Raw genomic sequence first — 11942 nt, 5'->3', positions numbered from 1 at the left:
GACACCGATCCTGCCGGTGAAAACCTGCCTGCCGACGTCGTGATCACCACCGGCGGCACGGGGCGCTCCGGGACAGACCACCTCAGGCGCTCGGTCGCCGAGCTCGGCGGCCGCCTGCTGATCGACGGAATCGCCATGCGCCCGGGCCACCCCGCCGTGCTGGCCGAGCTGCCGGACGGCCGTTACATCCTTGGCCTGCCAGGAAACCCGCTCGCGGCCATGATGGCGCTGTCCACGATCGGTGCCCCACTCCTGGCGGCACTCGGGCACGGCGTGATCCCCCCGCTCAGCGAGGTGCCCTGCGGCTCGACGATTGACGCCGACCCGGGCCGGACCCGGCTCATGCCCTTCCGGCTGCTCTACGGCATGGCATCGCCGGCGCAGCACACCGGCCCCGGAATGATGCGGGGGCTGGCCGCCGCCGACGGTGTGCTGGTGGTCCCGCCCCATGGCGTGCAGCTGGGGGAACTGGTCCCCGCCTTCGGCCTCCCGTGGAGTGCGCCGTTGCCTGACGCTTCGGCGGCGGCTGCCGAACAGAAGCCGGCGGCGAAGCGGACCGCCAGGAAAACCGCGGCCAGCGACGGTCCGGTGGACTGGAGTGCCCTTTTGGGCTGAGCCCTGGCCTGCTGCGACGGCACCGGGACAAGGCACGCCGCCAGGATCAGGCACTTACAATGATGGAACCAGCCAAAGATTCAAACAGCCGCTAGCTTCAGACAGCGGCACACAATGTTGCTTAGGAGCACCGGATGGGCCGTGTGACACAGCGCCGCAAGGTGCACAAGATCGTCCTGGACGGGTCCCCGCAGGCCCTCGAATTTCCGGTCCGGCACCGGGAGGACGTCCTTGCCGTCGAGGAACCGCTGGAAATCCGGCTCGGCAACATGTCATTCTCCGTCACCATGCGAACGCCGGGCAATGACTTCGACCTCGTCGCAGGCTTCCTCGTCTCGGAGGGGATCATCTGGTCTCCCGAACAGCTGGTCTCGCTCAGGTTCTGCGCCGGCGAAGACGCCGACGGCATGCAGACCTTCAACGTGGTGGAGGCGCAGCTCAGGCCCGACGTCGTCCGGCCCGAGACCGGACGCAACGTCTTCACCTCCAGTTCCTGCGGCATCTGCGGCACTGACTCGATCGATGCCGTTCGGAAGTCGTCGCACTACAGCCCGGCACACGATCAGCTGACCGTCCCCGTCGAAACGCTCGCGGCCCTCCCGGACGCCCTCCGGTCCGCCCAGGAGGTCTTCGAAGTCACCGGCGGCGTGCACGCTGCCGGCCTCTTCAGGATCTCCGACGACGGCTCGGCCGAGTTGCTGTGCCTGCGCGAAGACGTGGGCCGGCACAACGCGGTGGACAAGGTGGTGGGCTGGGCGCTCCGCGAAGGCCTGCTCCCGCTCCGGGGCACCGTGTTACAGGTGTCCGGCCGGGCATCGTTCGAGCTCGTCCAAAAGGCGGCCCTCGCCGGTATCCCGGTCCTCGCCGCTGTCAGTGCCCCCTCCAGCCTGGCCGTCGAGCTCGCCGAGGCCAGCGGGATGACATTGGCCGGGTTCAGCCGCGGGACCAGCCTGAACGTGTACGCGGGCCAGCAACGCGTCGCGGTTCCGGCGCCTGCGGCCGGCTAGGGGCAACAGTTGGCCAATGGGTTCTCCGCGGCGTAAGTTTTATCCATCGATTGGAGTCGATCGGACCCCCCAGCGCTGAAGAGGATCACATTGCACGACGACCGCCGTCTTACGGAAGTCCGGCTGGACCGCTTTCTGCGTGACCGGATCGGCCCGGCCGTCTACCCGCGCAGCGTGCCGCTGACTTTGAGCAGCTGGGACGCGCCGGACGAACCCGTGCCGGTGCTCGAGGCCCTGCGGCAGGAGTTCACGCCCCAGGAACACGGCGCGGCCTGGGGCCGGCCCTGGAGCACCAAGTGGCTCCGGCTCCGGGGTGAGGTGCCGGACGCCTGGGGAACCGCGGCCGGAACCTCCGTGGAAGTCCTCGTGGACCTCGGCTTCAGCGGCGACCTCCCGGGTTTCCAGTGCGAAGGCATTGCCTGGCGGTCCGACGGGACCATCATCAAGGCGATCTCGCCACGGAACCAGTACATCCCGCTCAAGCTCCTGGGCAGTGGCATGGCCGTTGACTTCTACGTCGAAGCCGCGGCCAACCCCGACTTGTCCCAGAACTGGACTTTCGCCGCCACCCCCTACGGCGACAAGGCGACGTCGGGCAGCGAGCCGAAGTATCGCCTCGGCAGGATCGCCATCGCCGAATGCAACCAGACTGTCTGGGAACTGCAGCAGGACATCCTCACGCTCAGCGGGCTGATGCACGAACTGCCCATGGACCTGCCCCGCCGCCACGACATCCTGCGGTCGCTCGAACGCATGCTGGACATCATGGACCCCGACGACGTTGCCGGGACCGCGGAGGCCGGACGGGCCGCCTTGGCCGATGCCCTGGCCCGGCCCGCCTATGCCTCGGCGCACCAGCTGGCGGCCACGGGCCACGCCCACATCGATTCGGCCTGGTTGTGGCCTGTCCGGGAGACCATCCGCAAGTGCGCCCGGACTTTCTCCAACGTCGTCGCCCTGATGGACGAGAATCCCGATTTCATCTTTTCGTGCTCCTCCGCCCAGCAGCTCGCGTGGATGAAGGAGTACTATCCGGAGCTTTTCGGGCGCATCCGGGACAAGGTCCGCGCCGGCAGGTTCGTTCCCGTCGGCGGGATGTGGGTCGAATCCGACTCCAACATGCCCGGTGGCGAGGCCATGGCACGGCAGTTCCTCGAGGGTAAGAGCTTCTTCCTGGCCGAATTCGGGGTCGATTGCCAGGAGGCGTGGCTGCCGGATACGTTCGGGTATTCCGCCGCCCTGCCGCAGATCATCAAGGCCGCAGGCAGCCGCTGGTTCCTGACCCAGAAGATCTCCTGGAACCAGGTCAACAGGATGCCTCACCACACCTTCAACTGGGAGGGGATCGACGGCACCCGGGTCTTCACCCATTTCCCACCTGTGGACAGCTACAACTCCGACCTCAGTGCCCGGGACCTGGCGCACGCAGAACGGAACTACCGGGACCACGGACGCGGAGGCACGTCGTTGGTTCCGTTCGGGTACGGCGACGGCGGCGGGGGCCCAACCCGCGAGATGCTGGCCGCAGCGCAGCGCACGGCGGATCTGGAAGGATCTCCGAAGGTGCGGATCGGCTCGGCGGCCAGCTTCTTCAGCCAGGCCCAGGCCGAGTATGAGCCCCTGCCGGTCTGGGTGGGGGAGATGTACTTGGAACTGCACCGCGGCACCTACACCAGCCAGGCCAGGACCAAGCTGGGGAACAGGCGCAGCGAGCACCTCCTCCGGGAGGCCGAGCTCTGGAGTGCCACGGCGGCTGTGCGGACCGGGCACCGCTATCCGGCTGCGGAGCTAAAGCGCCTCTGGCGGCTGGTTCTGCTGCAGCAGTTTCACGACATCCTGCCGGGCAGTTCCATCGCCTGGGTCCACCAGGACGCCGAACGGAACTATGCCGCCGTCGAACGGGGACTGGAAGCGGTCATCACGAACGCCGCGGCGGCGGCCCTCGGCACCGGCAGCCGGGAATTCCTGCTCAACGCTGCCCCGCACGAGCGCCTGGGCGTGCCTGCCCTGGCGGCTGCCGAACCGGTCCGGCCCGGGCAGCCGGTAGAGGTCACTGAGGACGGCGGCGGCTACATCCTGGACAATGGCATCATCCGTGCCGTGGTGGATGCCCGCGGGCTGCTGGTCTCCCTTACGGACCGGGCCTCCGGACGCGAGGCGATTGCTCCCGGCGAGGTGGGAAACCTCCTGGAGCTGCACCGGGACACGCCCAATGAATGGGACGCGTGGGACATCGACGCCTTCTACCGCAGGAACGTCGTCCGTCTGGACCAGGCGCTTTCGGTGGCACTGGAGCGCGACCCCCGGGGCGAAAGCCCGGACGCCGTCGTGGTGGTGGAGCGGATGGCCGGGTCCTCCGCGGTGACCCAACGGATTACGCTCGCGCCGGGTGCAGACTCGCTCGCGATCACTACGGCCGTGGACTGGCAGGAGAGCGAAAAGCTGCTCAAGCTGGGCTTTGCATTGGATGTCAGGGCCGACCGGTCGGCGGCGGAGACGCAGTTCGGGCACGTGTTCCGCCCGACCCATGTCAACACGTCCTGGGAGGCCGCGAAATTCGAAATCTGCGCCCACCGCTGGATCCACGTCGCCGAGCCGGGCTACGGAGTTGCGATCTCCAACGCTTCCAGCTACGGCCACGACGTCACCCGCAATGTCCGCGAGGACGACGGCGGCACCACCACCACAGTGCGGCTCTCGCTCCTGCGGGCACCGAAGTTTCCGGATCCCGGCGCGGACCAGGGCAGGCACGAGCTGCACGTCACGGTCCGTCCGGGCGCCACGATCGCCGACGCCGTCGAAGAGGGCTACCGCACCAACCTGGCACCGCGGGTGGTGCATGGGGCCCACGGGGTGGAGCCGCTGGTCACGGTGTTCAACCAGGCCCTTGTCATTGAAGCGGTCAAACTCGCTGAAGACGGTTCGGGGGACGTGATTGTCCGGCTCTACGAAGCACTGGGGGAGCGGTCCACCGGCGCGGTGAAGGCCAATTTCCCGGTCCGCGGGCTGCACGCCGTGGATCTGCTGGAACGGCCCGTCGATGCCCCGGGAGTGACGGCGGGCCGCGATTCCGCCGAGCTGACTTTGCGGCCCTTCCAGCTGGTCACGCTGAGGTTTGTGCGCTGACAGCCAGGGCCGCCTGACGCCGCCTTTCCTGCAGGGGAATCCGGCCGGCAGTGTCGGGGAATCCGAATGTTGTCGGGAACAACCGGAAAACCCCTTAAACAGGCTGAGTGGGAGCGGTCCTACCGGACCGCTACCACTCATCCCCCCAATGGCGCTTGGACGACTGCCTCTGCTTCGCACGGCTGACTTCCGTACACGAAGCGATTGCCGCATTCACACATTCATGATTCTCTCACGGTCTAATGATTTTGTGAATGCCTACTTTTCGTTCTTGCGAAATTTTGCGCGCGCGTTATGAGATTCTTTGGCGGCGAGCCCGGAAGCCCAGAACAGTCCCAGGCCCAGGACGTAGCCCAGGACGGCCAGATAATTGACGGTCTGCTGCGCGAGGAGCCAGTCTTTCGTGGCGAAGGAGGCGGGGATGGTGAACGCGGTTGCCAGGGCACCGAGGCAGGTCAGGAGGGCCGCCGCACGCACGAGACGCGGCAATCGGCTCCGGGCGGTGGCCAGCAATGCCGGCAGCAGGGCGAGGGAGACAAAAGCAGGGTAGGTGCGGCCGGCGGCGGCGTAGAACGGCGCCAGGACTGCATTCGGGCCCCCCTTGTCGGCGATGCCCAGCAGGCCCGACGAGGACCCGCGGGTGTCCATGAGGAAGAAGGTCAACGCCACGGCGACGGCGCTGAGAGCCAGGGCCCAGCGCCCGGCCGGCCCCGCGATGAGGCGGTAGCCGGGCTCGTCTGCCAGGCCCCGCGCCACGCGCAGACCGACCAGCAGGACCGCGGCGAATACGAGGAAGCGCAAGATCAGGTGGGCGAGGTTCCATCCCCCCAGCGCCCCATCGATCGCCTCATAGGGGCCGGGCACCGAGAGCAGGCTGCACAGGGTCGCGAGCACCAGGATCAAGAAGACGGTCCTGTTCCGTCCCTGGATCGCATCCGGAAGGCGGAGGAGGAGCACCACGGTGCAGATGATCAGCGTGCCCCACTGGAGGGTTGCAATCATTCCCGGTTCTCCCACATCGCTTGCCTGCTCAGCCCCAAAGTGGTCAGATCATGCCAGCATGCTTCTTCGGTGCATGCTTCGCAAGCGTCTTAGCCAGCCAGATCATGCACAGTCCCAGGACCAGGCACAGGACCGCCGAGTAGTTGATGACGAACCGCATGAACCCGAGGGGCGGAGGGACGACCGGGGAGAGCAGGCTGAGACAGATGGCCACGGTGCCCACGGCCAGCAGCCCGGCGCTGGACCGGACAAGGGCCGGAAGTCCGCTGCGCAGGGTCCGCAGCATCGCCGGAAACAGTGCCGCGGTGATGAACGCGGGGTACAGGCGCCCGGCGGCCCCGTAATACTCCACCAAGGCGGCATTGCGATCATCCTTGGCGAACACGGCGACCAAACCCGCCGAGGAGCCGGCGGTATCCATCATGAGGAAGACCACCACCACAGCCGAGGCGGCAGCGGCTACTGCGATGCCGATGGGGCCGGTGATGAGCCGCAGGGCATCGTCCGCGCTGAAGCCCCGGGCCATCCGGAGACCAAGGAAGAAGATGACGGCGAAAATGACGAAGCGCAGCAGCAGGTTGGCGATGTTCATGCCTCCCAGGGCTTGGTCCACCTCCAGATACGGGGCATCGATGCTGAGCAGGATCGCCAGGGTCATTAGCGCAAGGATCCAGAACAGGGACCGGTTTTCACCCCGCAGGACACTGGGCACGCGGACGAGCGTGGCGACGCAGCAAATCGCCAGTGTGGTCCACTGCAGGATCGCGATCATCCGAGGTTCTCCCAAATCTTTTGTGTTTGTGCCTGCTCCTGCTCATGGCGCCGCAGCGATTTTCCGAGCGCCTGAAGACGTTCCCCGGCCAGGGCGCTAAGGTCGCCGTCGGAAAGAGCATCCAACGCGGCTTGCTTCGCCCCGGCCGTCCAGCCGGCCTCAGCCTCGGTTATCAGGCCCGTTGCGACGAGCCCGCCCGTGAAGCCTACGCCCGCCGCGCGGGCCGTCGCGACCGCAAGCTCAGGGGACAGCCGGTTTGCCGTGAGCTGCGCGGAGTAATTTTGCGGTGCCACCCCGGTGGCGGCCGAAACCCGGTGGCGCAATTCACCGTCGTCAATCGCATCCACCCAGTTCCGGACCGACGTGGCGTGCGGTGCGGGGCTCAGAGCCGGGGTCATTGAGCTGCCCTGGTCACCGTAGCCGCCGTAGGCCGGGGAAGAACGCGAAATGACGGCGCGCAACAGGTCCATGGTGGCGATCTGGCTGACGAGTTCGGCCGGGGTCGGCGGCTGCGGCGGGGCGGCCAGCTCCGCATAGTGCTCGAAGGAAGCGAGTTCCGCCAGCGGACTCAAATCCAGGGCCCGGCTGATGCTGACCAGGGTGGTTTCGGCCACCTTCCCGCGGACCAACTGCTGGGCGAAGGTGGTGCGCTTGATCCCGGAGATCCGGCAGAGATCGGCTGTGCTCGCGGACGGGGCAACGCGGTGAAGCCAGAGTTGGAACGCCTTTGCGGGTAGTGGCATCTAGGGCTTCCTGCGGAGTCGACGGGCAGTATGGCTACTGGCATGCGGTGGGGCAACGGCGATTGAGGCGGGGGGTGGCGGCGGTGTGGCCGTGCGGGCTGGGATTTTGCGTGAGGTCCTAATTCAACTATGCTAAATGGTCGAACCCGCTGGTCCGTACACCCCCCAAGTCCGGACCGGCGGGTTCTTCTATGCCCGGCTGGTTTTCGGCTCGTTTCTCCCAGTCAGCACGGCCCGTTTTTGCCAGACTGGACGGCCCGTTTTGGGCCGCAGTGAGAGGATGAAGTAATGACTGCAACCCTTGTTGCCAAGGATCTTTCCGGTGGACACGATCACCGCACACTCTTCTCGAAGCTGTCCCTGACCGTAGCCCCCGGCGACGTCGTCGGCGTCGTCGGCGCCAATGGTGCCGGCAAATCAACCCTGCTGCGGCTGCTGGCCGGCGTCGACGGTCCGCAGGAAGGCACCGTGAGCCTGGCCCCCGCCGACGCCTTTGTCGGCTGGTTGCCGCAGGAACACGAACGCGTTGCCGGCGAAACGGTCGCGGGCTACATCGCCCGGCGCACCGGCTGTGCCCAGGCGACCCTGGAGATGGAATCCACCGCGGAGGCGCTGGGCTCCGGCGCTCCGGGCTCAGACGACGCCTACTCCCTGGCCTTCGACCGCTGGATGGCCTCCGGTGCCGCTGACCTGGAGGAGCGCATCCCGTCCGTCCTGGCGGACCTTGGCCTCGATGTGGGCCCCGACGCCGGAATGACTGGCCTGTCCGGTGGCCAGGCGGCCCGTGTGGCGCTCGCCGCCCTGCTGCTGAGCCGGTTCGACATCGTGCTCCTGGACGAACCCACCAACGACCTGGACCTCAACGGCCTGGCTAAGCTCGAGGCCTTCGTGCAGGGCCTGCGCGGCGGCGCCGTCCTGGTCTCGCATGACCGCGAGTTCCTGGCGCGCTGCGTGACCACGATCGTGGAACTGGATCTGGCCCAAAACTCGGTGGCGGTTTACGACGGCGGCTACGAGGCTTACCTGGAGGAACGCGCCGTTGCCCGCCGGCACGCCCGGGAACGTTTCGAGGAGTACGCGAACACGAAGGCGGACCTCGTCTCCCGGGCCCGCACCCAGCGCGAATGGAGCTCCCAGGGCGTCCGCAACGCGATGAAGAAGAACCCGGACAACGACAAGATCCGCCGGGCGGCCAGCACCGAGTCCTCCGAGAAGCAGGGCCAGAAGGTCCGGCAGATGGAGTCCCGCATCGCCCGGCTCGAAGAAGTGGACGAGCCGCGCAAGGAATGGCAGCTGCAGTTCAGCATCGGGGCGGCGCCCCGCTCCAGCGCCGTCGTGGCCACCCTGCGCGACGCCGTCGCGGTGCAGGGCGACTTCACCCTGGGTCCGGTGAACCTGCAGCTGAATGCGGGGGAACGGATCGGGATCACGGGTCCCAACGGCGCCGGCAAATCCACCCTGCTCCGGCTCCTGCTCGGCGTCCAGCTGCCCGACTCCGGTGACGCCTCCATGGGCGCGTCCGTGGCCGTCGGCGAGATCGACCAGGCGCGCGGTCTTTTGGCCGGCGAGCTTTTGCTCGCAGACGCCGTTGAGGCCGTCCTGACGGAGCAGACCCCGGCCGAGGTGCGCACCCTGTTGGCCAAATTCGGCCTCAAAGCCGATCACACCAACCGGACCGTGGACTCCCTCTCCCCGGGGGAACGGACCCGGGCAGCCCTGGCGCTGCTGCAGGCCCGCGGCGTGAACCTGCTCGTGCTGGACGAACCCACCAACCACCTTGACCTGCCCGCCATCGAACAGCTCGAGGAAGCCCTCGACAGCTATGACGGCGCGCTGCTGCTGGTCACCCACGACCGCCGGCTGCTGGAAAACGTCCGCCTGGACGTGCGCTGGAACGTCGAGAACGGCGTCGTCACCGAACTGCACGCCGATGCCCCGAAAGGCAACACCAAATGAGCATGGACCGGGTCGCCTGGAGCTCCCTCTACAACATCACCCGCGCCTCCAGCGGGTCCAAGCCGTTCTCGAAGGAGACCCTGAAGCGCGTCTTCAGTTTTGCCCGCCCCCACCGCAGCAAACTGATCGCCTTCGTGCTGCTGTCCATCGTGATGGCCTTCCTGGCGGTCGCCACCCCGGTCCTCGCCGGGCAGGTGGTTGACGAGATCATCGCCCACGCGGAGGCCTCAACCGTGATCTGGCTGGCCGTCCTGATCGCCATCGTCGCGGTGGCCGAGGCGGGCCTGGGCCTCGTGACGCGCTGGCTATCCTCCACGATCGGCGAAGGCGTGATCGTGGACCTCCGCACGAAGGTCTTCGACCACGTCCAAAAGATGCCGATCGCGTTCTTCACCAGGACCCGGACCGGGGCCCTGGTCAGCCGGCTGAACAACGATGTCATTGGCGCGCAGTCGGCCTTCGCCGGCACGCTCTCCGGCGTGGTCAGCAACGTCGTGGCACTGGCGCTGACCCTCGCGGTGATGCTGAACAAATCGTGGCTTGTGACAGTGCTCGCCATGATCCTGCTGCCGATCTTCCTGATCCCGGCCCGCCGGATGGGCTCCAAGCTGGCCGATCTGCGGCGCGAAGCCGCCGAGCACAACGCCACCATGGGCACCCAGATGACCGAGCGCTTCTCCGCGCCCGGCGCCACGCTGGTCAAGCTTTTCGGCCGCCCCGACGAGGAATCCCGCGAGTTCGCCCTCCGGGCCGGCCGCGTCCGGGACATCGGCGTCCGCACCGCCATGCTGCAATTCACCTTCGTCACGGCGCTGACACTGGTCTCGGCCTTGGCCCTGGCACTGGTCTACGGCCTGGGCGGCTGGCTCGCGCTCGCCGGGCAGCTGAACGCGGGCGACGTCGTCGTGCTCGCGCTGCTGCTCACCCGCCTGTACGCGCCGCTCACGGCACTTTCGAACGCACGGGTGGAGATCATGAGCGCCCTGGTCAGCTTCGAACGCGTCTTTGAGATCCTGGACCTCAAGCCGCTCATCCAGCAGAAGCCGGATGCGGTGGCCTCCCCGCCAGGTCCGCTCTCGGTGGAGTTCGACGATGTCCGCTTCGCCTACCCCTCGGCGGAGAAGGTCTCGCTGGCCTCCCTGGAGGACGTGCGGACCCTGGACACCCGCGGCGGCGAGGAAGTGCTGCACGGCATCAGTTTCCGGGTGGAGCCGGGTCAGACGGTGGCCCTCGTCGGCTCCTCCGGGGCGGGCAAGTCCACCATTGCGCAGCTCCTGTCGCGCCTGTACGACGTCGACTCCGGCGCCATCCGCTTCGGCGGCACGACGCCCGGCGCGGGCGTGGACGTCCGTGACCTCACGTTCGACTCAATGCGCGCGACCCTCGGGATGGTGACGCAGGACGGTCACTTGTTCCACGAGAGCATCGCCTCCAACCTGCGTCTGGCCCGGCCGGAGGCCACCGAAGAGCAGATGTGGGATGCGCTGCGCCGTGCCCGGCTCGAAGACATGATCCGGTCCCTGCCCGATGGGCTGGACACCGTGGTGGGGGAGCGGGGCTACCGGCTCTCCGGCGGCGAGCGGCAACGCCTGACGATCGCCCGCCTGCTGATCGCCCAGCCGCGGGTGGTCATCCTCGACGAAGCCACCGCCGCGCTGGATTCGACCAATGAGGCCGCCGTCCAGGAGGCGTTGGGCGCCGCGCTGGAAGGCCGTACCGCCGTCGTGATCGCCCACCGTCTCTCGACGATCCGTGCGGCGGACGCGATCCTGGTGGTGGAGGACGGCTCGATTGTGGAGCGCGGTACCCACCGGGAGCTTCTCGCCGCCGAGGGCCGCTATGCGGAGCTGTACCGGACGCAGTTCTCCGAGGCCAGCGCGGTGGCCCAGGAATCCGTGCCCGGCTACTGAGCCGGCGTTGGAGGCCCTGGCCGGTACGGGTCCTAGCCGGACGGCTTGGCGGACAGGGCCGGCAGCACATGGTCCGTCAGTAGCGGGGCGAGGTCGCCGGGCAGCTCGGCGGACAGGTCCAGCCAGCGGATCTCGGCGATTTCCGCCGACGGCCGGGCGCTCCATACCCCGGGCGCCGTGAAGACCGTGGCCTCGATCTGGGTGGCCGCCTCGTTGGCGGCATCCGCCAGCCAGCAACCCAGCAGGTCCAGGCGGTCCGGGGCCAGCACGATCCCCACTTCCTCCTGGAGCTCGCGCGCCGCAGCCTGGGCCGCTGTTTCGCCGGCCTCGGGTTTGCCGCCGGGGTGCATGAACTTGTCCGTGCCGCGTTTGCGGACGGTCAGGAGGCGTCCGGAGCGATCGAAAACGCAGACGGCGGAGACGACGATGCGCGGGTTCACCCGGCACGCCCTGAATCCGGCGCGGCATCCGGGGCCGCATCGGGGGTCATATCCGGGGTTACTCCCGGCGTCACGCCTGGCCTTGTCTCCGGCTCCGGGCCTGGGCTTGCTTCTGGTTTTGCTTTCAGCCGGTGCAGGACGGACTCCAGCAGCTGGTCCTTGGCGGGCCCGGTGACGTCCCAGCGGTAGCCGCATTGGTCCGGACCGCGGAAGGTGTACGTCACGCGGTAGGTGTCGGGGTCGCACCAGTGCTCGTCCTGATTGGTTTGCCCGGCGAAGCCCATGCGGTGGAAGGGGCGGCCGTCCGGGAAGTACACGTCCAGGACATCGGGGGTGTCCGCCGGCCGCAGCAGATATTCCCGGCTCGCCGG

At 67.9% G+C, this 11942-nt stretch carries 10 protein-coding genes; 5 read left to right on the top strand and 5 right to left on the bottom strand.

Going from position 1 to position 11942, the window contains the following annotated elements; genetic code table 11:
• The 3 genes from Y706_RS28225 to Y706_RS0113160 all read left to right on the top strand — a co-directional run.
• A partial coding sequence (locus Y706_RS28225) for a molybdopterin-binding protein (protein WP_043436141.1) occupies positions 1-615 on the top strand: 615 nt, incomplete at its 5' end.
• 134 nt (positions 616-749) lie between these two features.
• Entirely contained in the window at positions 750-1622 is an 873-nt protein-coding gene (gene fdhD / locus Y706_RS0113165) for a formate dehydrogenase accessory sulfurtransferase FdhD (protein ID WP_028276941.1), read from the top strand.
• 90 nt (positions 1623-1712) lie between these two features.
• The gene (locus Y706_RS0113160; protein ID WP_028276940.1) at positions 1713-4748 is read left to right on the top strand and encodes an alpha-mannosidase; all 3036 of its coding nucleotides are present in this window, start codon (positions 1713-1715) and stop codon (positions 4746-4748) included.
• Between the two features lie 258 nt (positions 4749-5006).
• Here Y706_RS0113160 and Y706_RS0113155 read toward each other — a convergent pair whose 3' ends face one another.
• Genes Y706_RS0113155 through Y706_RS0113145 form a run of 3 tightly spaced genes read right to left on the bottom strand, consistent with a single transcriptional unit; the run spans position 5007 to position 7265 of the window.
• On the bottom strand, positions 5007-5750 hold the full coding sequence (locus tag Y706_RS0113155; protein WP_028276939.1) for a hypothetical protein: 744 nt from the start codon (positions 5748-5750) through the stop codon (positions 5007-5009).
• Positions 5751-5793: 43 nt separating this feature from the next.
• A complete protein-coding gene (locus Y706_RS0113150; RefSeq protein WP_028276938.1) occupies positions 5794-6522 on the bottom strand; it encodes a hypothetical protein in 729 nt (242 codons plus the stop codon).
• A complete protein-coding gene (locus tag Y706_RS0113145; protein ID WP_028276937.1) occupies positions 6519-7265 on the bottom strand; it encodes a hypothetical protein in 747 nt (248 codons plus the stop codon). Before Y706_RS0113145 ends, Y706_RS0113150 begins: the two co-directional genes overlap by 4 nt.
• Positions 7266-7553: 288 nt before the next feature.
• Between Y706_RS0113145 and Y706_RS0113140 the strand changes: the two genes are divergently transcribed.
• Positions 7554-9221 (top strand): ABC-F family ATP-binding cassette domain-containing protein, encoded by a 1668-nt coding sequence (locus Y706_RS0113140; protein ID WP_028276936.1) that lies wholly within the window; start codon positions 7554-7556, stop codon positions 9219-9221.
• Positions 9218-11131, top strand: coding sequence for an ABC transporter ATP-binding protein (locus Y706_RS0113135; protein WP_028276935.1), 1914 nt, complete (start codon positions 9218-9220; stop codon positions 11129-11131). Before Y706_RS0113140 ends, Y706_RS0113135 begins: the two co-directional genes overlap by 4 nt.
• A 32-nt stretch (positions 11132-11163) precedes the next feature.
• On the opposite strand, the gene Y706_RS0113130 is transcribed toward Y706_RS0113135, so the two are convergent.
• On the bottom strand, positions 11164-11571 hold the full coding sequence (locus Y706_RS0113130; protein WP_028276934.1) for an NUDIX hydrolase: 408 nt from the start codon (positions 11569-11571) through the stop codon (positions 11164-11166).
• On the bottom strand, positions 11568-11942 hold a 375-nt coding region (locus Y706_RS25420), incomplete at its 5' end, for a DUF6314 family protein (RefSeq protein WP_043436140.1). The genes Y706_RS0113130 and Y706_RS25420, both read right to left, overlap by 4 nt.

The sequence above is a fragment of the Arthrobacter sp. I3 genome, from assembly GCF_000520575.1.
GTDB lineage: Bacteria > Actinomycetota > Actinomycetes > Actinomycetales > Micrococcaceae > Arthrobacter > Arthrobacter humicola_A.
The sequence above is the reverse complement of the archived record's forward strand: the minus strand, read 5'-3'. Positions and strand labels throughout refer to the sequence as shown.

Bases quoted from the DNA above. Each gene is read 5' to 3' on its own strand.
- Y706_RS0113140 (WP_028276936.1), top strand. From the start codon at position 7,554: ATGACTGCAACCCTTGTTGCCAAGGATCTTTCCGGTGGACACGATCAC.
- fdhD (WP_028276941.1), top strand. From the start codon at position 750: ATGGGCCGTGTGACACAGCGCCGCAAGGTGCACAAGATCGTCCTGGAC.
- Y706_RS0113145 (WP_028276937.1), bottom strand. From the start codon at position 7,265: ATGCCACTACCCGCAAAGGCGTTCCAACTCTGGCTTCACCGCGTTGCC.
- Y706_RS0113150 (WP_028276938.1), bottom strand. From the start codon at position 6,522: ATGATCGCGATCCTGCAGTGGACCACACTGGCGATTTGCTGCGTCGCC.
- Y706_RS0113135 (WP_028276935.1), top strand. From the start codon at position 9,218: ATGAGCATGGACCGGGTCGCCTGGAGCTCCCTCTACAACATCACCCGC.
- Y706_RS0113155 (WP_028276939.1), bottom strand. From the start codon at position 5,750: ATGATTGCAACCCTCCAGTGGGGCACGCTGATCATCTGCACCGTGGTG.